Raw genomic sequence first — 22,909 nt, forward strand, 5'->3', positions numbered from 1 at the left:
TTATCTGCGTGTAATGATTCTTTTTATCTTTCTGAAAGCTTTTCTGAAAAAGCGTCCTGCTGTGATATCAAGGTAGTGATAGGTCCTTGATAAAGCTGTAACCTTCGGCATTACCAGATGGCTATACTCTGAAAGGTGCTCACGAAGGTACTCAGGATATGTCTCGTCCACTTCGCATCTTTCAAACTTTGCATTTCGTCCAAAGATATCCTGTCCAAGAACAAGGTGGTCCATGGTCTCAGCAAGAATCTCTTTGTCATTGAGCTCCTGATGCGCTGCTGCCTTAACCTTAACGCCAATTCTCTTAGCTGGGTTAGTTTCCTTGCAGCCGCCCATATATCCAAAGTGCCATCCGCCATCAGCTACACGAACTGATCTCTCATCGCAGACAGAAATAAGGTCTCGAAGTCTCACAATTCCTTCCTTTGGAATATTGAGAATTGATGTAATCTTGGTTCCAAGCCACTTTCTATCTATTTCTGCTATCTCAGGAAATTCTCCTGTTATAGATAAAAGTCTTCCTGATCTTTCTTCGTTATTTACATATACGTAAAAGTTTCTCTGGGCAAGGTGATATACCTTGTGCTTGTCAAAGGTTTCGATGATATTAGTAAGAACCTCTGGATTTGGAATCTCATCTGCATCGCCAAAAATGATCACGTCATCCTCTGTGGCACCTACTTCATCAAGTCCCTTTGTAAGGTGGTTCTTTTGGAAATAGTCACGCTCATGAGTTACCTTAAAGTCCTGATCCTCATCCACAACAACATAGATGATCTTGTCCAAAAACTCTTTGAACATATCCTTATTTTTCTCAAAACAAAGCTCTTTTGGTTCACCAGAAAAAGTAGTTGTGGCTTCCTCGATGATAAACTTATCCACATATGGGTTAAGAATATTGAGTCTAAGCCTTAAAATATCAAGTTCATTGAAAAAAGGTATAAGATCATAAACCATGTTTTAAAATCCTTTTAATCCTTGTCTTTAATCTGCGCTTTGTAGCAGACATCATAAGTCTCAAATATGGGTCAGATGCCTTCTGAAGCTTGTGTACATAAACGTCCTCTTCTGGTGCCCATGCCGGAAGGTCAAGCTCTGCAAATTCGTTATAGAACTTCTGATCCATGAGCCATTTTAGCTTTTCTTTGATCTCAGAAAGAGGCACATTTGAATAGATAATATTTATCACCGCGATGGTACATGTAAGAGACTTTCTGGCATTGATGTAACTGTTAAAGCAGTCACCAACCCATTTCTCACTATAGTCTGCAAATGCCTCCCAAGCTCTCTCCTGATGAGTTATGTAATCAGGATGATAGCCTGCTGTGAGGCCTTCGTTGTTTCTGCGATAGTAATACAAGATCTCATCCACATAGACGATCTCTTTTGCCTTGTCGATAAATGCAGCAGTCTGAAGGAGGTCCTCGCCGTGATTAAGTTTATCCTGCTCATTGACACTGATAGCAGAAAGAGCAAGTTCTCTGGTAATGCACTTATTCCAGAGGGCGTTTAGAGAATCGTTCTTGCACATGATCTCGTAAAAGATTCTCTTGTCGTCTCCTTTATATATCTTTCCCTCTTCAAGTGGGAATGAAAACTTTCTCTTTTCCTTGTCATCAAGATATGCTGCGTTATACAGCACCATATCAAGGGCAGGAGCATTCCTTCTATTCTGGACTATAGCTCTTTCTATCTTGGAAAGAGCTGCGCCTGTAAGACAGTCATCTACGTCAACAAATATGAGCCACTGTCCCTTAGCATTCTTGATTCCTTCTCTTCTGGCGCTATAGGCACCAATTGGTCCATAGTGAAAGGCCTTTATGAAGGGATAACTTCTTGCATACTCATCGCAGATCTTGGGACTATTATCTGTGGAGCCATTTTCCACAAACAGCACCTCAAGGTCAATGTCCTGATCAAGCTGAGCGATGATAGGATCCATCATGTCATCTATGTACTTCTCGCCATTATGAACAGGCACTATGATCGAAAAAGTCATGTGATATTGTGCTCCTCTTTCCACTTCTTTGATCTTCTCCAAAACAGAAGTGGTCTTACTGCCATCTTAAATCTCTTCTTTGGGCTGTAAAAATGTGGATAACCTTCATTTTCTCCCCACCATTTGTGGAAAGCAAAAGGCTCTATGCCCTTATTTTCTGGGAGAGGATGTTCTCTACCAAATCTAACCGCAAGTTCAAGTGGTGCCCACTTAAGCCCCTCTGCCTCCATGTCGTTCTTGTGCATGCAGCAAAGGAAGATATCCTCATTGTAAAAATCATCGTATCCCTTTTCCCACTTAAGGTTATGTACAGTTGGATACTCAAGAAGTCTCTTTGACCTGATGGAAACACTGTTTCCTACGCGGCAGATCTCACCCTTACTATCTCTGTAGGCATAGTCATTCTGCGGAAGTGGCCAAGGAGATCCGATGTAGTCGTACTCAAGAAACTCATCAGTCCAGTTCTCAGGGTGAATAATAAATCCATCAGCATGAACTATCATGACAAAGTCAGTTTTGATGTGGTCCTTTAGCTCATAGACCATCTTGTAATTAAATTTATCAATGCTATCAAGCTTGTCTGTGTGGCTATATCTGATATTCTGAGGGAGATAAAAAGGCTTCTTGTCTGTAATAAGCACTGCATCTCCAAATTCAATATCCCTCATGCTGTACTTCATGGCCTTGACGGTCTCATAGATGTTGACGCTGGTCATAGCACAGAGAGTCACATTAGGAAGCTTTAATTTTTTACTATTATCACTCATAACTTATATCCGCTTTATAATACCGGTTCTTCTCTCAAGAGATCTTATGATCTTCTTAAGGTAAAAGACTCCGTAGATACATTTTCTTCTGATGATCTGGCAGAAGTATCTAAACTTACCAGGCTTTACATTTCTTCTGGCATAAAGTCTTGATGTCTTTTTGTATTCTTCAAGCTCTTTTCTGCACTCATCAGCAGTAAATATCTTGCCCTTCTTGTCCTGATAATGAAGGAAGGTGTAGATGTTCTGCTCTGAAGACCAGAAGCCATCTGAAATATTGTGTCTTGCCCAGTACTTAGGAGCTATGGCGTACTTGAGCTCTGTGCTTGAAAGTACTGGCATTATTGAAAATGAAGAATTTGAAAGGATAAGGTACCTTGCATTCTTGACTGTTACATAATCCTTACCCATATCAAAATGATGACACTCATACTCAGGAAGGACCTTTTTGGCAGCCTCTTCATCCTCTGTTACTACCATGAATCTCATGTTTGGATTTATCTCTTTCATATGCTCGATGGCATTTAAGAAATATCTCCTGTCAAGGTACAGCTCAGGGTGGTCAGTATACTCGCCGCCTCTGATATTGATAATGCAAAGATCATCTGATGTGTACTCATAGGACTCTGCCTCAGGCTTAACCTTAAGCCAATCTTTTATCTGATCTCTATATTTTTCAAAATAGCTCTGATCCTGGAGATTACCATAAATAAGGGTATTATCTTCAACTTCAAAAAGCTTTGGATCAGGGCCACTTATATAGCAGCCATTTGCCATGTCGTGCTTGGAATTACCCATGTACAGGCGATCATCCTGCTCAACAAAGATCTTGAACTTATCCTTGTCCTTAAGAGGAATCTCTTTGCCCATATCAATATCCATGAAATACATTCCCATGTTGGACTGAGCTACATTTCCAACCTGACCAGGATTTATGAAACCAAAATCAACGCCTTTTTCAAGAGCTACACATCTTGTAGTCACATAGAAAAAAAGCTGATTTCCAAGTCCATATCCTTTTATAAACTCTGTTCCTATCATATAATCCTAAGCCCTTACTGTATTATTGTTCTGCCCTCAAGGGATGTCTCATGTATCTTTTCATCTTTTACTTCATAGATGATATCGCAGTTAGCGATAGTGTTAAGTCTGTGTGCAATGATGACCATTGTCTTCTTGCCGTGGAAACTGTTGATAGCCTCCATGACTGCTGCCTCTGTCTCATTATCAAGAGCAGATGTAGCCTCATCAAATACCAGTATCTCTGGATTGTGATAAAGAGCTCTGGCAATACCGATTCTCTGCCTCTGTCCACCAGACAATCTAACGCCTCTGTCACCAATTCTGGTATCAAGACCCTCTGGAAGAGTCTTAACAAAGTCAGCAAGCTGAGCTTCCTTCATTACTTCCCAGATCCTGTTATCATCTATCTGATCTTCATCAATACCAAAAGCGATATTTGCTCTGATGGATTCATCTACAAGGTAGATAGACTGTGGAATGTATCCTATCTGAGCAAGCCATGAATCGTAGTTACTAAAGATGTTGCTACCGTCACAGAGAACTTCTCCTGACTTAACATGTAAAAGACCAAGGAGCACATCTACGATAGTTGACTTACCTGCACCAGATGGTCCCATGATACCAACTGACTTACCCTTAGGAACTACCATGTTGGCATCTGTGAAGATGTTTACTTCAGCGTCAGGATAAGCAAAAGTAATATCCTTTAAGCTGATCTCTTTTTCAAGGTGAAGCTCAGGACCTGCGATTGCAGCTCTTTCTGCACGCATTTCCTTATCTTCCTTCATGGACTCAGTTAAGTTGTTATATACGAAGTCCAAGCTGAACTGGTTATAAGCGATCTGAGTAAGATATGTATTGATTCTATTAACAGATGGCATGATCCTGATGGCAGCCACACCAAATGCTGAGATCTGTGGAAGAAGTGCTGTAGCATCTCCGCCATTTACAAGATAGAGGAGTACATACAAAAGAACTACTGCCACAAACACAGTCTCTATAAGAAGTCTTGGAATGTTGTTAAGAACAATGTAGTTCCTGTCTATATCAGCTCCAAGCTTTCCTGATTCATAATAATTTCTGATAAAGAAATCCTGTCTGTTTAATACCTTTACGTCCTTGAGTCCGTATATAGCCTGAAGACGCCACTTGGCAATCCTTGACTGAGTCTCCTGATTCTTTCTGCCGATCCTATTAAGACGAGGCTTTAAAACCTTAGTGATAATAAGAGTCAGGATCAAAAGAACAAAGATCATGAGAAGTGTCATCTGCCAGTTAACTAATAAAAGCACGATACCAAGGCAGGTTGATACTACAAACTCTGTTGCAAGAGAAAGGATTGAGAGCATAAGTGTGAAGGTCTTTGGAATATCACTATCAGTAATTCTGAATACCGTAGGAATATCTGCCCCAAGGTATGCCTCATATGGTCTATTGAGGAACTCTCTCATGACACGGCTTATCATGTCATTTCTAGCTCTTGAAATGAATGTATTCTGCTTGTAAACAAGAAACAGAAGGTAAAGATTTTTGAATACAAAAAGGAAGATAACAACAACTACTAAAACTGTTATAAGCTCTAGGTCTGTGTCGATATGCAAGAAATCAACGATGCTCTGAAGCTCTGGACGCTTGTCAATCTGTCTATGAATAGCTTCGGGCTTTAATATTGCAGAAACTACTGGAAGCATCATTGAAACTCCTAAAGTTTCAACAACACCCCCAATCAGTATAAGGACAGCTAATAAAATAAGCTGCCCTTTTTGTTTTTTATCAAATATATAGTTAAGTTTAGTAAACATACTTACTTTTTTTGTTTCATTCATTGTCTGTAACACCTTTTACTCAAATAGCCATCTTAGTCATACGCTTGGTGTAGATATCATCCATGTCACGGTTATTGATCCACTTCTCTGGAACAATAACGAGCTTGTCAGGTGAATCATTGAGCCATGCTGCCCACCAGCTAAATGAGCTGTTTGCAAGGATGTGATGCTTGCATCTACTCATAAGAGTCATCTCAGCAATATCAGTCTTCGGTCCCTCTTCCAGCTCGACTACTATGAAGTTAGGTCCAACAAAGTGCTCCTTGCACCATTCTTTATCATCAGTAAAGATGAAGAATACAGCATCAGAATGCTTGCTTCTGACATGATCGATAGCATTCTTGTAATACTTCTCACTGCAAAGATTATGAATGCTTGCATGCTCTTCATCGATGTAATCTGTTCTGCGCACATGAAGACTTACAGACTGGCAGCACTCGATCTGCTGAAGGATAGTCCAGCTTGTGGTGTCATTCATAAGGTCCTGTGGTCTCTTCTCAAATATCTTCTTAAGCTCTGCGATTACTTCATCGTTTTCAAAGTACTTGTCACTTTGCCAATAACCAACAAGGTAAGCATCATCTTTTTCTAAGATCTCCGGATTAAACTTACCTGATTCCTCATCGATCCTGAAAGACTTCCTACCTGTGAGCTTTCTTCTGATTCTGCTGAAGATATCCATCTTGGAATCAGTAAGGGCGATGATCTCCTCATCGGTTGCTTTGTCATATGTAGCTCCCCACCTGTCTAGAACAGGAATCCTGAGCTTGTCATTAACAAATCCTGTTGTGTCGTCTATCTTGACCTCTTTGCCAAGCTTCTTGAGACTCTTATATAAAGCGTACTGAAACATCTGATTGCCAAGTCCGCCTTTAAGCTGAATGATTATCATAATTCCTCCATTATGAAAAGTGAACAAAACGTCATTATATTATACCATAATCTAGCCACTGCTCAAACATCAGGATGTACCATATAAGTGGCTGATAGGTTCCGTCTTCACTCATAAAGTTATTCCAGATCTTGTGTACTATTTCTGGATTTAAATATCCTTCTCTTTTTAGCTTGTCTTCTGCTATTAGATCCTCTGCCCAGTCTTTGAGTTCAGAAGTCTTGAGCCAGCTTCCGATAGGAATAGAAAAGCCCTTCTTTGGTCTATCCATAAGCTCCTTTGGAACATGGCGATAGAGCACGTTTCTAAGGACCTGCTTGCCCTCGCCTGTCTTTTTATCACGTAAAAGACTTACTGGAAGACTCCATGCAAATTCAACCACGTCTGGATCAAGAAGTGGTATACGACTCTCAAGTGAAACAGCCATACCTGCTCTGTCCACCTTAACAAGAATGTCATCAGGATGATACATCTTCATGTCCATCAGCATGATGTCATGGTTTACCTCAGACAGAACGTCTTTTTCTGAAAGGCTGTATTTATAAGGTAGCATGATCCTGCTCTTTGCTACCTCCTTTGCAAATGGAACCATCTCGTACTGGATCCTATACAGGTCTTCAGGGCTCTTTGCCTGCAAAAGACGCGCTTTATCCCTAAGGATCTCGTCGCTGCTAGCTGCTCTTGAATGAGCAAGCATCTTACCAGCACCTTTTCTAAGTCCAACTGGAACTCCCTTCATCTTGTTCCAGATCCTGTCTACTGATTCATAGGACCTATATCCGCAAAAGAGCTCATCTCCGCCATCTCCAGAAAGCGAAACCGTCACATGCTCTCTAGTCATCTTGCTTACAAGATATGTAGGTATCTGTGATGAATCAGCAAAAGGCTCCCCAAACATGTGTGGAATGTTAGGAATAACGTCCTTGGCATCCTGCTCAGTTATGTAAAGCTCTGTATGTTCTGTTCCAAGGTGCGCTGCTATCTCTTTGGCTGCCTCAGCCTCATTGTACTTTGGATCCTGCATACCGATGGTGAAGGTCTTGACCTTTTCTGGACTCACCTCCTGCATCAGGGCAACAACAGTACTTGAATCAATTCCAGCTGAAAGGAATGCACCAATAGGCACATCAGAAACAAGCTGTCCTCTGATGGACTCTTTTAATCTCTTTTCAAGTTCATCTGCTGCTTCTTCTGCAGTGCCCTTAAACTGGTTCTTTTGACCATTTATAGCAACTTCTCTGATATCGTAATATGTCTCAAAGCTATGCTCACCGCCAGATCTCTGAACACCAGTAATAACGCCTGTCTCATCATCTTCATGAACTGGTCTAAAATATGAAAATGGTGCAGACACCTTTAATATAGTTCCTGGCTCTAGCTTGTAAATATCCTGATAGATGGTATATGGCGCAGGAATATAGCCATGGCAAAAATAGAGATTAAGCGCTTCTTCGAAAATGCGGTTCTTGAAGCCCTCAATAGCTCTTATGGCTGATATTTCGGAGGCAAATACAAAATTGCCATTTACAAAGCCGTAGTAAAGAGGCTTCTCCCCAATCCTATCCCTTGCAAGAGACACTTCATGGGTTTCCATATCATAAACTGCAAGAGCAAACATGCCCTTACAAAACTTAAGTGTCTCGGTAATTCCAAGGTGCTCGATCGCTTCTAAGAGGACCTCTGTATCAGAAGTTCCTCTAAAGCCTGTGACATAGCCCTTTTCCTTAAGAAGATCAGCAAGCTTGTCTGCGTTATAGATCTCTCCATTGTAGACAATTACTGACTTGCCGCTTCTAGATACCATAGGCTGAGACCCATTCTTGGACAGATCTCTTATAGAAAGACGCCTGTGTCCAAACCAAACAAGGTCACCTGGGCTATTCCAGATATCACCTGCATCAGGTCCTCTGTGAATAAGGCGTTCGTTCATTCTTCGTATATTCTTTTCACCATTACTATTGTAGCCGCATAGGCCTGCGATTCCGCACATATTCTTCCCCTTTAGCCAATAAGTGAATTGTAATCAAAGTTTTCTAAGAGCTCTTTTTCTTTTGTAGAGTACTCTTCGACGTTTTCCTTAGTGATACGGTATTCTGACTCTGCACCAGAAACTTCGCAATCACCGATTCTTTGGATGATCCAGGAATTAACACCCTCATCATAGTGAGCTGGATCTCTGTATCTATCAAGGTCTGTAGTTATATCTGTTGCCATTGTAAAACTATAAACGTGAATATTGTCATATTCAAGCATCATATCTATAGCCTGTCTCTTGTACTCAAGCTCTTTTGACAGATTTCCCTCTTCCCTGATGATTCCAAAATAGTCCATGGAATAAGGTGGGAAGAAATAAAGGAATGTGGTCTCCGGATGCTCTTTGGCCATGCTGATAACGTTGTATTCTATGTTGCCAGCAAGCATGTTAGCTTCATCCGAAGTCACCTCATTTATGGTAACTGGATCTGCAAAGCTTTTACGTCCGTTAAGCACAACTGCGCTATCAAAGGTATTCCTGTTTGCTGTATAGCTGTAGGAATCAAAGCTTGTATGTCCGCCCTCCTGCCCTTTTATGTACCTTAAAAGGATTGGGAGTGTGTAGTTTACTATGGCATCTCTGTTTAAAAGATATTTTACATCATCAAAAGGATTCTTATTAGTAAGGTAGTCAGGATATTCGCCCATATCAAGCCTAAGCTCATCCTTATCCCTTACAAGAAGTGAATAGTCAAGGCCTCTAAGGACATACTTTGGTGAATGTCCGCTGTTAAAAGAGGCTTTTAGATTTTCTTCTATCTCTTTGTAGGTTGCTCCGGAAAAAGTAACTTTAATAGAGTTTGTGCCAAATACTGAATCGAACTCAGAAGCCGAGAAATTCTCGCACATGGAAGTGCCTGTTATAATGGCATCGTAATCAAAATGTCTGGTGATTCCGTCGTTTTGGTAACGCTGTTCCTCAAGATCATAATAGAAATAATCTCTTGGACTCCTGTAATGGAAAAAAGGATCTGTCCAAAAGACACATCCTGAAAGTACTAAAAGCGCCGCAAAGCACATTATGATTATTGAAGCAAACCACTTTTTTCCGCTCATATCCAATCCTGTAAAACTAGAAATTAAAATACAAAAATGTTGAAACTGAGCTAAGTGAAATAATGCATATCACTAATATCACCCAGGTAAACACTAAACTTACTACATTTCTCTTATATGTTCTCTCGTAGTTATTGGGAAAGAGAAGGCATATAAGTAGTGCTGCCAGCATTATTATAATAAGTCCTGCCCAAAGAGTCATATTGTCATTGGCTGGAAGTCGCAGCAGTTGAAGTACATATCTAAACTTAGGAATCCTAAAGTTTTCTAAGATATCCTCTCTTACATCGAGGTTTAGTACAAAAAGTCTCTTAAGGATCTGAACCCACATGGTCACGCTGTCTGCTCTAAAGAGTAGCCATGTAACATTAAGAAAAGCAAAGGTCACGATCCACTGAACAGCCTTTATAAGGCCGCATACTACTTTTCCAAAAACTCCGGAAATACCCTCCGCAGCGCCAAATATCTTTTTGTAGATTCCAGAAGTGAGCTTATTAAAGCACTGGGCTATTCCATGGAGAATGCCCCACAGGATAAATGTCCAGTTAGCTCCATGCCAGATACCGCTTACAAGAAAGACTATCATAGTGTTGAGATAGGTCCTGGCCTTGCCTTTTCTGTTTCCTCCGAGAGGAATGTAGATGTAGGTCGTAAGGAACCTTGTAAGTGTCATGTGCCAGCGCTTCCAGAAATCTGCTACAGAAAGAGCCTTGTAAGGTGAATTGAAGTTCATTGGGATATTGAGGTTAAACATCTGTCCCAAGCCTGTAGCCATATCGCTGTATCCACTAAAGTCAAAGTAGATCTGGAATGTATAAGACAGCATCAGGATAATGATCTCAGCTCTTGTAAGAGCCCCTTCACCTACTGCTATCTCAGAGGCTTTGGAAATTGCAATATCAACTGCACCTCCAAAGGTATCAGCTATGAGGATCTTCTTTGCAAGGCCTCTTGCAAACATCATGATTCCCTGTGAAAGATTGTCAAAGTTCACATGGCGTCTCACTTCATCTCTAAACTGTGGCACAAGCTCTGAGTGAAGGACGATAGGTCCTGCTACCAGCTGAGGGAAGAAGGATACAAACAGCGCATATTCAATAAATGAATATCCTACTGCCTCACCTCTATAGGCATCCACAATAAATGAGATCTGCTGGAAGGTAAAAAAGCTGATTCCAAGAGGAAGTGTAATGTTCCTTAGAACAAAATCCGCATTAAATGCGTGATTTATGTTGTCTATGAAAAAGTCAAAGTACTTAAAGTAAAAGATAAGTCCCACATTGAACAAAAGAGCCAGTGTCAGAAGGAGCTTTTTGGTGCCTTCCTGAATACCTTTTTTGTTCATGAATCTGTATGCGCCATAGTTTACAAGTATGCTGGCGCAGATGATAGGAAGATATCCTATGTTAAAGTACCCATAAAACCAAAGGCTCATCAGTAAAAGAAAGCTCTGAGCGAGCTTTTCTTTTTGGAAATGGTGTAGCCCAAAGTATCCCAGCAGAGTAATGGGCAGAAAACACAATATAAAGATATATGAATTAAATTGCACTGCTTCTCACACTGCCTTTCTAAGTTACAAATTACTTTCTAAGTATTTCTTCAAAGTATTCTTTCCACTGACTGTTTATCCTGTCAGGGCTGTACTTTTCTCTAACATATGTAGCATTTTCAGATAGCTTCCCAGAAAGCTCTCTATCTGTAATAACTCTCCTAAGAGCATTAGCAAGCTCTTTTACCATCTCCTCATCTGATGCCATAGGAATCAAAAGTCCATTCTCGCCATCAGTAATAAGGTCTCTAGGGCCGCCGCATGGACAGTCCGTAGATATACAGGTAAGTCCCAAAGCCATGGCTTCTATTAAGGCATTTGGCGAGCCTTCCTGCTTGGAAGTCAGCACGAATATCTCTGAAGAACCGATATGATCAGGCACATTGCTAACATTTCCTTTGAAGATTATCTTTTCATTATCTAACAGACCAAGTTCTTTTGCTTTTTCTTCGAACTTTGCTCTTGATGGGCCATCACCGTAGAGGACGAGCTTGTAATCAGCAAACTCTTTTGAAATCTCTGCAAAGGCCTTTATCAAAAGAATCTGATTCTTGTTGTCATCAAGTCTTCCTACAGACACGATCTCTTTTGCCCTGTTATCAAAAGGAACGATGCTCCTGGTGATAAAGTCTGGGTGCACTGAGTTTGGAAGTATCCTTGTCTTAACATTTCTTCCAAAATATTCTGCAGCTCCTGTAGTCTGAACTACAACGCCTGCTGCCTTTGGAAAGTAATGCTTCATAGAAAGATTAAGAGTCTTGGAAGCATATTCCCTTGAAGGATTGGATCTTACTGATACCACAACAGGAATTCCCAGTGGTCTAGCACTCTTGATGGCCATAACATTATTCTTTCCAAGGAAGGAGAGAATGATATCTGGCTTTATCTGTTTCCAGATGTTTTCAAGTATCTGGACTCTGATGCGCAGATTAGCGAGTCTTCCGCCCCTATTTTCAAGTGTAAGAGCTGAGAACACTCTGGCGATACCATCTTCTGACTTATTGATCCAGACCTTTTTCTTTTTGTCATCTGGATTAAGGACCTCGATTTCACTGCAGCCTTCCTTGGCTTCCTTGTACCAGGTTCCATCGGGAAGTTCATACTCATCGTCAGCTAGATAGGTAGTGACCATGGTAACCTTGTGGCCTTCATTGTAAAAATACTCAGCCAGGTTACACATAACCCTTTCTGCGCCGCCCTTATTCAGTGAGCCAATGTACATTGCTATATGCATAGATACCTCTCATACCACTGCTGGAAGATGTAGAAGGACCAGGCAATCTTACTGTAGTTTGCACCAGTAGCTGGGCCAGCATCTCCATTAACAATATAGTTATCTATATACTTTGATACAAAGTCCGCATCAAATATACCCTGTTTCTTAAGGTAGTCTGCGTTACTGTAATCAAGGAGCTGATCCTTTAATGGTCCGCGAAGCCACTTATCCATAGGAACGCCAAAACCAGTCTTTGGTCTTTCTAAAAGTTCCCTTGGAATGTAGTCATATGCAAGATCCTTGAGAATATGCTTCTTGTCTCCTTTGTGATACTTGAAGCTATGTGGGATTCTGAAGGAGTACTCCATAACCTCTGTGTCCATGATAGGACATCTATTTTCAAGAGAATACTTCATAGAAGCTCTATCCATCTTGACCAAGATATCATCAGGAAGGTAGGTATCCATATCAAGGAGCATTCTTCTGATCTGGTAGTCCTTAACATTATACAAGCTCTCAATAGGATAAAGAACTGGCTGTTTATTTGCAGGATCGTTGTAGTCAGTCTTTAGGTACTCCATTGCTGTCATTGGAGTATCAAACTCTGGCATTCCTGAAACAAATGCGTGAGCAGATGTGATATATCCGCTTGATACCAGCTGAGTCTTGGTCTCGTGGTCTCTGTTGCCAGCTACCACTTTTACTCTAAATGGCATCTTGTCAATAAGCTTGCCGTTTCCTAAAGGAAGCTTACCAATAGCATTTACCACATGTCCTGGTGCATTTAAGAGCTGCGCTGTTCTGACATTGTCATATATGTTGTAACCGCAAAAGAACTCATCTCCTCCATCACCAGAAAGAGCTACTGTAACATCTTTTCTGGCAAGCTTACTAACAAGCATAGAAGGAATCTCAGAGTTATCAGCAAATGGCTCATCATAGTACTGAGCAATGCTACTGACCTGATCAAACATCTCTTTTTCTGTGATATAGAGCTCTGTGTGATCAGTTCCAAGGTGCTTTGCTATCTCTTTTGCATATTCAGCTTCGTTGTAGCTTGGAACATCAAATCCGATACAGAAGGTCTTAACTGGTCTGTCTGAATGTTCCTGAGCAATAGCTGTAATAAGTGAAGAATCATATCCACCTGAAAGGAAGGTTCCAAGAGGAACATCCGCGATCATTCTGGATGCTACTGATTTCTTTAATCTCTCCTTAAGACCAGCCTTAGCCTCTTCGTAGCTTCCGATCTGATCTTTTGACTTTTCAGCGTAGACTTTTTTGACATCCCAATACTTCCACTTGGTGATCTCACCGTGGTGGAATCTAAGGATACCGCCTGCCTCAAGCTTATATACATCAGTAAAGATAGACTCTGGTGCAGCTATGTACTGCTGATAGAGGTATCTTGAAATAACCTGTTTTCTAACCTCAGGCTTAAATCCAGGACACTGCATGATTGGCTTAAGTTCTGATCCAAATACGATATTCTCGCCATCTACCCAGTAAAAGAGTGGCTTCTTACCAATCCTATCTCTAATAAGGAATATCTCGTCTGTCTCTCTGTCATAAAGAGCAATAGCAAACATACCATGGATATGGTCAACCATATTGATTCCCCATTTGAGGTAGGAAGCGATGATGACTTCAGTATCGCAGTTTGATTTAAAGGTATAATCTGAAAGTTCCTTTTTGAGCTCGAGGAAGTTGTAGATCTCACCATTAAATACGATAGATACTCTTCCATTTTCTGAATGCATAGGCTGATGTCCAAGTGGAGAAAGATCCTGAATAGAAAGTCTTCTCTGGGCAAAGCCTATAACATAATCGTCTGTACCGTCGTAAAGTTCAACGCCACTATCATTTGGTCCTCTGTGGATCATGGTGTCGTTCATCGTCCGGAGTTCATCTTCTGTTATTCTCTTTTTAGAAACATATCCGCAAATGCCGCACATAATCTAAGTTAGTCCTTTTTTTCTTTAACTATTTCTTCCAGATAATCTCTCCACTGCTCATATACAGTCTGAACATTGGCAATTTCTGAAACCTTTGATGCTTCTTTTCCAAATCTGTCTGCAAGTTCTTTATCTTCGATAAGTTTGCAGATCCTATCAGCAAGGGCCTCGTGGTCACCTACAGGTACAAGGAAGCCGTTTTCGCCATCTCTTATAACCATCTTTGGTCCGCCAGGAGGGCAATCCGTAGATACTACAGGCATTCCCATTGCCATTGCTTCCAAGAGGGAATTAGGAAATCCTTCATAGTCTGAACTGTAAGCATAAACCTCTGCCTTAGGTATTTCCTTGTCTATCTCATTGCAGCTTCCCATGAGAAATACGCAGTTTTCTAAATGGTGCTCTGCAATTTTCTTTTCTACTTTTTCTTTGGTTCCGTCAAAAGAATCAGGTCCATAGATCTTGAGCACGTAATCAGGGTGCTTGTCGTGAACTATAGCAAAGGCATCTACCAGCATCGGATGGTTCTTGAAATCTACGATCCTTGCGTGGTTTACCACAACCTTTTCTTTTACTTCAGGTCTCTTAACTCCAATAAACTTTGGATTTAATGGATTCATGATGATCCTTGAGTTGTCCTGAAGATATGGTTTAAAGAACTCTCTTTGCTGCTGAGTCTGGAATACACAGCCTGCAGCTCTTGGGAAAAGCCATTTGATCTGTATCTTATCTGAGAAGGAATCATAAAAGCCTATAGGATTGATCCTGATGGAGATAACTGTAGGTATTCCAAATCCCTTATTGGCCATAAGTGCTCTATAGTTTGCTCTGTGAGCAAAGGCAACAAGCACATCAGGTCTGTATTCCTTAAGGAACTCTTTAAGGTACTTAACTCGTAAAAGAAACTTTGTAACCCGGCCCTTCTTTTCATCAGTATCCTTGAGACCTACATGGACTCTTGTGACTCTCTCATCAAGCTCATATTCATTTTCATCGTACCATTCAGTTGCAACGTATACTTTGTAGCCTTCTTCTGCAAATTTGTTTGCAAGGTTTGTGACTACTCTCTCTGCGCCGCCCTGAACAAGGCAGTTTAAATGGAAAGCTATTGTCTTCATAAAGTATCACTCATATCTTTTAAATATTTCATGAGCGCTGGCCTGATATTTTTCAGGTGTATAGAAAAGCGCTCTCTCATAAGCCTTTTCTGAATAGTGCTTCATCTTTTCATCACTATCCAAAAGAGCTATTATCTGATCCGCAAGGACTCTTTCTTCATCAGATATATCTTCCGGATTCATGTTTACTTCTTCGCTCATATCAGGAACCAGAATACCAAACTCGCCTTCAATTGGCTTTGTTATGCTGTCGCCATTTGGAATCTCTTTTATCAGAGCGTTGTACTGATCCTCGTTTAAAAGGATCTCTCTAGGTCCTGTCTTACAATCTGCAGAAATAAGAGGCTTTTTGAGAGCCATTGCCTCTAAGACTGCATTTGGGAAGCCTTCATGGTTGGAGCTACATACGTAGACATCTGATTTAGCAACATATGGGAATGGGTTCTTTCTAACTCCTGGAAAAGCTACCTTTTCTTTGATTCCAAGGCTCCAAGCCATATCTCTATAGTCTGACCAGTCACCAGCACCAAGGACAATAAGTCTTGCCTCTGGATGAGCCTTTTCAACAAGAGAAAAAGCTTTTACTAGGTGCCATATACCTTTGATGTAGTCATTTCTACCCATACAGGAAATGACTTTAACATCAGGGTCATTAAATGGATAATCCTTTATCTCCTCAGCGCCTTTATCCTGTACATCACTTACATCAAGTGGATTGTAGATATAGGTGCTTCTGTTATATGAATAGTCTCTTTCAAGCTCTCTTACGATTTCTTTGGAACATGATAAAACCTGATCTGATCTGTTGCAGAAAAGTCTCACATTCTTTTTGTTGTCCATATCTGTCTGACAACGAAGTCCTGTCAGCACTTTTTCTTTTCCCTTAGAAAGGACATTAACGTAATTGGCTGAACTACCAAAGCTGTAGGAAATATCTATGCCAAGATCTTTTTTGATCTTTTTGGTCTTTTTGACTCTCTTAAGGACATTTATGACTTTATTAACTATTCCCTTTTGTGCAGGCACGTCAATATCAATGACATCCAGACCTGTTATATCAAAGTTGATATCTTTTGAGCTGAATATCAAAATGTGGACGTTATAAAATTCCTGCATGAGTCTTGCAGTCTTGATGCAAACTCTCTCGAAGCCTCCCTGATGGAGCATTGGTACCATCAAGAGGAGATTCTTTTTTTCTGAGCTCATTAAAAATGTCCTCTTTCATAAAAATATGCCATCATCTTCGCCTGAGACTTTACGTCAAATCCGGCACTTTTAAGTTTACTCAAAATATAAGCAGAAGAACCCTGCCTATCGCCAATTGAAAAGCCTTCTGACTTCTTTGGCTGTTTCCTCGCCTCAGCTACATTTAACTTCTCAAAGCCTGTTCCTTCATCAAGGCTGTCAAAGTCTGGCATGTCCTCTGTCTCAAATACGCTCTCTCTACGCTCTCCTGCAATTGCAGTAAGTGTCTGATTGAGCTTCATCTCTTCTGATAATGGATCGCTGTGATAGTCCTCATGAAGCATGAGATCATCTAGTATCTTTCTAGCCCAGTCTCTAGGCTCTGACTTGATGCTACGCATAGAAACCAGCTCTGTAACGTCCACTTCAGGTGTGACCTGATCTGACACAAGACACTGAAGTCCTGCTGCCTGGGCCTCTATTACGCTTCCTGGAAGGCCTTCGTATCTTGAAGGGAAGCAGAAATAGTCCATAGCCTGATAGTAATCGCTGGCATTACTCTTATTGCCTGCAAATATACATCTATCGTAAATATGTAGTGATTCAGCCTTCTTTTTCATTTCCTCCATGAGAGGACCCTTACCAAGCATCAAAAGACGTATTCTCATACCATGAAGCATGCTGAATCTGTTATTGTCGTCGTTATCAAGCATTCTGCAAAGAGCTGCAAATACCTCTAAAAGGAACTCGTGATTCTTGGCATATCTAAAGCTTCCTACATGTCCAATAACGAGGGCATTGGAAATACCAAGCTCTGCTCTAATGGCATTTCTCTTTTCCTCATTGTAAGCAAATTTCCTAAGGTCGATGGCATTAGGAATGATGCGCACATTTCCAGCATTAACTAATGTCTCTCCAAACACTGAAATGCCTGCTTCTTTGGAACAAGCGAAGTTATAATCAGTGATTCCTTCTTTGTGGAGAGGGGTTCTGAGCACTCTTGTTGCTATTCCTTTAATGCCCTGATCAACACCAGCACTTCTGGCGTGGGCGATACAGATTGGAACGCCGGCCTTCTTGGCAATTGGAAGATAAAGAGCTGCTGTACTGGTCATATGGCCCTGAACTACCTTCCACTCATTTGGATGAGCCTTAAAGAACTGTTTAATTGCTCTTTTATACTCCACAACATTGGTTCCAACGAACTTAGGGAGGCAAAAGATCCTTCCTCCCAATTTCTTTACGCTATTATCAAAATAGTCCGGCTCTCGAACTGCCATGAGTTCATCAGAAGTCGGACTTTTCTTTCCAGTTTTTTCAGGTGAATAGTGCACAAGAAAATCGAACTGAATCTTGTCTCTATCCATATTTCGATATAGATCAATTATGCGGCATTCCGCGCCACCAACTCCAAGTCCCCCCAGAACATGAAGCACTCTTATCTGTCCATATCCTTCTTCCATATTGGCTCCCCGTAGGTGTTTTGGGATGAAAGGAGTTTACGTTGTGATAGGGATTGGGGATTGTGTAAAACATCTTGGGCACGCTTTCGCTCCGTACTCCTTGGTAACGGCACATAAGCTTCTAAAAAACAGAAGCTAAGTGCCAACCAGGAGTAAGGACCGCAAGATTGTTTTACACAAAAACCCCAATCTTATGAAAGTTATCGACCTTTCATCTCCAAAACACGTTTAATCTAATATAAGTGATATCTAGCTGAAAACTATGATTACTAATAATTCCAGCTAACTATACTTAATAGTTGATCATATTACTTACGATATCTAACTAATAAGTACTTTGTTTTGGCAAGAATAAACTCGCCAAAATTTGATAATAAATTCCGACTTTCTATATTATACTCAAAAAAGTCAGAATAAGAAACTACTGTAGCTTTTTCGAATAGTTTTTCAAAGGATTGGAAGTCTTTACATTCCATGGTGTTGGCATGGTACACGAAGGTGGTAATGCCATTGCTGGAGTCTTTGATGCTTTTAGACTTCTGCATGGAGATAGGGTAAAAGGTTAATCCTGCTCTTTTATAAGGCTTTTTGCCAAAGCCATCGGTTACTTTGGTAAAGCCGTTAGCCTTAAGGGCTTTTAAGGTGTTTTTGTCATAGGAATGGGATGGAGCCATGAACATGTCAGTATGAATGCCGTGGCTTTCAAGGATTTCCTTACCTTTTTTGATCATGGAATCCTGAGTATCATAATCATGTCCTGCAAACTCAGACTTCATGTTCAGTGGAAAAAGGCCGCCTTTCTTAGTGGTATACAAGTGATTTAAACCGTGCATAGCAACAATCCAGCCCTGATCCTGAAGTTCTTTTACATACTCCCAGAAATCAGCTCTAGAGTCATTAAGCTTAAGCTTACTGTCACCATTATCAGGCACTACTCCAATCAGTGGCTTAACCTGATGCTTGTCCAAAATCTCTTTAATTGTGTTGAATTTACTCCAATCCATGTCCGGAGTAATATCATCCAATCTTATCGTAATGTACATATTTACACCTTTTTTCTCTTTTCCCAATACTGTTTTTCTAGATTTATACGTAGCTGTAAATATAATATTTCATAAACTATACTTGCAAATGAATATTTTATTATTCTGATATTTTTATATAACAAAGGGGATGTGAATGTGTATATGTTCACTTTGGGGCTTTAAAAAACGTCAGTACAAGACGGCGTCTTTTGACGTCTATGTACTGCTACGTTTTTTACAGAGCGAAAGCGTCCCCAATGTGGATATATACACATTCACATCCCCACCTATTAGTCATAACCTTTCGGTATCACAGATTTTCCTTATACCAGTCAATTGCGAGCTTGATTCCGGCTTTGAAGTCGAATGATGGATCATAGCCGAGGTTCTTGCGAGCCTTTGAAATGTCTGCGTTAGAATCTCTGATATCTCCTGCTCTTGGTGGTCCGTAGATTGGCTCTACATCAAGTCCAAGTGCATCTGTAAGATGATGATATACATCGATGAGATACTCTCTTCCACCAGCTCCGATATTGTAAGCTTCACCAGCTGCTTCTGATGGAGCAAGGCATGCACGAAGGTTACCTTCGATTACGTTATCAACATATGTGAAGTCTCTTGACTGCTTACCATCACCATTGATCGTAGGTGTCTCACCGTTCATGAGCTGCTTTAAGAACTTAGGAATAACAGCAGCATATGCACCGTTAGGATCCTGTCTTCTACCAAATACGTTAAAATAACGAAGTCCGTATGTATCTAAGTTATAAAGCTTCTTGTAAAGCTTACCATACTCTTCATCAGTCTTCTTGGTAAGTGCATAAGGAGATAATACATTTCCTTCATGACCTTCCTGCTTTGGAAGAGTTGTTGAATCACCATATACTGAAGAACTTGAAGCATATACAAACTTCTTAACACCGTTCTGTCTTGAAGCTTCCATCATGTTAAGAGTTCCTCTGATGTTGATCTCCTCATAGAGAAGAGGCATCTCGATACTTCTTGGAACACTTCCCCAAGCAGCCTCATTAAGTACATATGTAACTCCTTCAGTTGCCTTCATGCAAGCATCCAAATCTCTTATATCTTCCTGAATGAAAGTGAATTTTGGATTATCCAAAAAAGGCTGTATATTTTCAATATGTCCTGTAGAAAGGTTATCCATACATCTAACTTTATAACCCATTTCTAAAAGTGCTTCACAAATATTTGATCCGATAAATCCAGCTCCACCTGTTACAAGGAACACACTATCAGGATCAAACTTTAACTCTCTAAAACTCATTTTTTACAGTCTCCAATAATCATATTCTGGTGCGTTATATTCATTCATGTCATAGATTCCCTTGAGATCCATGAATACTTTTGTCTTGTGTGCAGGATTGAAGAACTTAGCGATGTCTGCTGGCTTGTAGTTCTCAAATTCCTTATGTGCTACAGCTACAATAACTGCATCCATATCCTTTACTGCATCCATAGTCTCGAACTCGATACCATAAAGTCTCTTAGCTTCATCTGAATCAGCTTCTGGATCTACAACTACTGGAGTGATTCCATACTCGCCAAGCTCGTTGTAAATATCGATAACCTTTGTATTACGTGTATCTGGGCAATTCTCCTTGAATGTGAATCCAAGGATAGCTACCTTTGCGTTCTTAACTGCAATGTCGTTTGCGATGAGATTCTTAACACATGACTCTGCAATATATTTACCCATATCATCGTTGATACGTCTACCTGAAAGAATGATCTGTGAGTGGTATCCAAGCTCCTCAGCCTTGTATGTAAGGTAATATGGATCTACACCGATACAGTGTCCACCTACAAGACCTGGACGGAATGGGAGGAAGTTCCACTTTGTGCCTGCAGCCTCAAGAACGCTCTTTGTATCGATATCCATCCTGTGGAAGATCATTGAAAGCTCGTTCATGAAAGCGATATTGATATCACGCTGTGAATTCTCGATAACCTTTGCAGCCTCAGCAACCTTGATTGACTGAGCTTTGTAAACACCTGCAAGTGCAACAAGGCTATATACGTTTGCGATCTCTTCAAGAGTCTCTTCATCCATACCAGATACGATCTTAGTGATAGTATCAAGTCTGTGTACCTTATCACCTGGGTTGATACGCTCTGGTGAATAACCAACCTTAAAGTCTACGCCGCACTTAAGGCCTGACTCCTGCTCAAGGATAGGTACGCAAATGTCCTCTGTTACTCCTGGATATACTGTTGACTCGTAAACTACGATGCTTCCCTTTGTAAGGTACTTACCAAGTGTATGGCTGGCACCCTCTACAGGTGAAAGATCTGGTGTATGATCATCGTTAACTGGTGTAGGTACAGCAACTACGTGGAACTTACATTCACGAAGCTTTTCTGGATCTGCTGTGAACTCTACTGATGTCTCCTTAATAGCGTCATCACCAACTTCTCTTGTAGGATCGATTCCTCTCTTGTAAAGATCAACCTTGGCAGCGTTGAAATCATAACCTACTACCTTGATCTTCTTGGCATAAGCAACTGCGATAGGCATTCCTACGTAACCAAGTCCTACAAGTGATAATTTCTCTTCTCCTGAGAGAAGCTTTTCATATAAACTCATGGTGTTTCCTCCACACTAAAAATTCATTCTAAAAAACTTTTTTCTTTCACATACGTCACTATTATACTACGCATGTCAAACCAAAATATCATATGAGCTTAAAGTCGCCCTAGTTCTTCTTTGTAAGCATTTATAACTATATTTCGATCAAAATGATCTTCTATATACTTCCTGCCCTTTCGGCCCATTTCACTTCTCTGTTCCATAGTAAGAGCGAGCATCTTGTTAATAGCTTCTACAAGGGCATCCTTGTCCTGAGACTTGAACGCCATTCCAGATACGCCATCTTCAAAAGTCTCAATACATCCGTGAACATTACTTGCAAGAACCGGTCTTCCGCAAGCAGCTGCCTCCAAAAGAACATTTGAAAGTCCCTCATGATATGAAGGATGAACTATCACATGGCTCTTTGCCATAACAGGTTCAACAGTGTCCAAATGTCCGTAATACTTTAAAAGTCCCTGCTTCTCAAGATCTTTTATCTGATCCTCGTACTTGTCTCTCTCATCCTCTTCAAACTCTCCGACAAGTTCGAAGTGAACATTTAAGTTAACGCAGCCGATCACCCTAGCAGCATTAAGATATTCCTCAATGCCCTTATCTCTCATAACTCTTACTACAGCAAGGAGTCTGATTCCATCCTCTTCAGAAGGGTAATCTCTAAATGGATGTTCAGTCAGATTTACTCCAGAACCTGGAAGGAGTCCTGCGTTATCCTTTGCAATTCCATGCTTTTGCATGAAGGCCATGTTCTTTTCATTTTGGAAAAAGACCTTTTGTGCTCTTCTAAGTGACGCTGAATACATCTTGATCAGTATCTTACTGAGCATTCCGCCATTTTCTATGGCAGTTCCTAGGCCTGTAATATTGCTGATATAAGGAACTTTAAAGATCTTGGCCGCCATAGCTCCATATATATTAGGCTTTATGGTATATGTAAGGACAACCTGAGGTTTTTCTTTTCTGATCATAGAAAGATAGGTATTAAAAAGCTTTATATCCTTTGCAGGATTCATGCCATGTCTATCAAGAGCAGTCTCTATGATCGTAACACCAAGCCCCTCTAGCTTTTTGCAATTTTCATCAGCTGGGACTGACACAACAACCTGATGTTCCTCTTTTATAAAGGACTCCACCAGCTCTTTTCTAAACAGGTACAGTCCATTAGCATAATTGGTCAGGATCAATATTTTCAT

General features: G+C 40.6%; 18 protein-coding genes. All 18 read right to left on the minus strand.

The features are described from left to right. Nucleotides 1-957, minus strand: coding sequence for a glycosyltransferase family 17 protein (locus BLS24_RS01895; RefSeq protein WP_091755623.1), 957 nt, complete (start codon nt 955-957; stop codon nt 1-3). Next, nucleotides 947-1,999, minus strand: a complete 1,053-nt coding sequence (locus BLS24_RS01900) for a glycosyltransferase family 2 protein (RefSeq protein ID WP_091755625.1) — start codon at nt 1,997-1,999, stop codon at nt 947-949. Before BLS24_RS01900 ends, BLS24_RS01895 begins: the two co-directional genes overlap by 11 nt. Next, complete coding sequence (locus BLS24_RS01905) at nt 1,996-2,766, minus strand: DUF5672 family protein (RefSeq protein WP_242872206.1); 771 nt, start codon at nt 2,764-2,766, stop codon at nt 1,996-1,998. Before BLS24_RS01905 ends, BLS24_RS01900 begins: the two co-directional genes overlap by 4 nt. Nucleotides 2,767-2,769: 3 nt before the next feature. Beyond that, a complete protein-coding gene (locus BLS24_RS01910; protein ID WP_091755627.1) occupies nt 2,770-3,807 on the minus strand; it encodes an alpha-1,2-fucosyltransferase in 1,038 nt (345 codons plus the stop codon). 14 nt (nt 3,808-3,821) lie between these two features. After that, nucleotides 3,822-5,483, minus strand: a complete 1,662-nt coding sequence (locus BLS24_RS01915) for an ABC transporter ATP-binding protein (protein ID WP_242872207.1) — start codon at nt 5,481-5,483, stop codon at nt 3,822-3,824. A gap of 151 nt (nt 5,484-5,634) precedes the next feature. Next, a complete protein-coding gene (locus tag BLS24_RS01920) occupies nt 5,635-6,507 on the minus strand; it encodes an alpha-1,2-fucosyltransferase (protein WP_091755629.1) in 873 nt (290 codons plus the stop codon). Between the two features lie 34 nt (nt 6,508-6,541). Beyond that, the gene (gene asnB, locus BLS24_RS01925) at nt 6,542-8,497 is read right to left on the minus strand and encodes an asparagine synthase (glutamine-hydrolyzing) (protein WP_091755631.1); all 1,956 of its coding nucleotides are present in this window, start codon (nt 8,495-8,497) and stop codon (nt 6,542-6,544) included. A gap of 11 nt (nt 8,498-8,508) precedes the next feature. Beyond that, on the minus strand, nt 8,509-9,597 hold the full coding sequence (locus BLS24_RS01930) for a hypothetical protein (protein ID WP_091755633.1): 1,089 nt from the start codon (nt 9,595-9,597) through the stop codon (nt 8,509-8,511). Between the two features lie 16 nt (nt 9,598-9,613). Next, nucleotides 9,614-11,032, minus strand: coding sequence for an MBOAT family O-acyltransferase (locus tag BLS24_RS01935; RefSeq protein ID WP_242872208.1), 1,419 nt, complete (start codon nt 11,030-11,032; stop codon nt 9,614-9,616). A 145-nt stretch (nt 11,033-11,177) separates the two neighbouring features. After that, nucleotides 11,178-12,380, minus strand: a complete 1,203-nt coding sequence (locus BLS24_RS01940; protein WP_091755637.1) for a glycosyltransferase — start codon at nt 12,378-12,380, stop codon at nt 11,178-11,180. Beyond that, nucleotides 12,371-14,317, minus strand: coding sequence for an asparagine synthase (glutamine-hydrolyzing) (gene asnB / locus BLS24_RS01945; RefSeq protein ID WP_091755639.1), 1,947 nt, complete (start codon nt 14,315-14,317; stop codon nt 12,371-12,373). Before asnB (BLS24_RS01945) ends, BLS24_RS01940 begins: the two co-directional genes overlap by 10 nt. Nucleotides 14,318-14,325: 8 nt before the next feature. After that, entirely contained in the window at nt 14,326-15,435 is a 1,110-nt protein-coding gene (locus tag BLS24_RS01950; protein ID WP_091755641.1) for a glycosyltransferase family 4 protein, read from the minus strand. A gap of 6 nt (nt 15,436-15,441) precedes the next feature. Further along, nucleotides 15,442-16,641 (minus strand): glycosyltransferase, encoded by a 1,200-nt coding sequence (locus tag BLS24_RS01955; RefSeq protein WP_091755643.1) that lies wholly within the window; start codon nt 16,639-16,641, stop codon nt 15,442-15,444. After that, nucleotides 16,641-18,083, minus strand: coding sequence for a glycosyltransferase (locus tag BLS24_RS01960; RefSeq protein WP_091755645.1), 1,443 nt, complete (start codon nt 18,081-18,083; stop codon nt 16,641-16,643). The genes BLS24_RS01955 and BLS24_RS01960 overlap by 1 nt, the downstream gene beginning before the upstream one ends. Before the next feature lie 308 nt (nt 18,084-18,391). Further along, complete coding sequence (locus tag BLS24_RS01965; protein ID WP_091755647.1) at nt 18,392-19,126, minus strand: DUF2334 domain-containing protein; 735 nt, start codon at nt 19,124-19,126, stop codon at nt 18,392-18,394. Between the two features lie 292 nt (nt 19,127-19,418). Beyond that, nucleotides 19,419-20,393, minus strand: a complete 975-nt coding sequence (locus tag BLS24_RS01970) for an SDR family oxidoreductase (RefSeq protein WP_091755649.1) — start codon at nt 20,391-20,393, stop codon at nt 19,419-19,421. Nucleotides 20,394-20,396: 3 nt separating this feature from the next. Beyond that, complete coding sequence (locus tag BLS24_RS01975) at nt 20,397-21,713, minus strand: nucleotide sugar dehydrogenase (protein ID WP_091755651.1); 1,317 nt, start codon at nt 21,711-21,713, stop codon at nt 20,397-20,399. A gap of 98 nt (nt 21,714-21,811) precedes the next feature. Then, the gene (locus BLS24_RS01980) at nt 21,812-22,909 is read right to left on the minus strand and encodes a glycosyltransferase family 4 protein (RefSeq protein WP_091755653.1); all 1,098 of its coding nucleotides are present in this window, start codon (nt 22,907-22,909) and stop codon (nt 21,812-21,814) included.

Origin of the sequence: Butyrivibrio sp. INlla18 (assembly GCF_900103635.1) — a bacterium.
Lineage (GTDB): Bacteria > Bacillota > Clostridia > Lachnospirales > Lachnospiraceae > Butyrivibrio.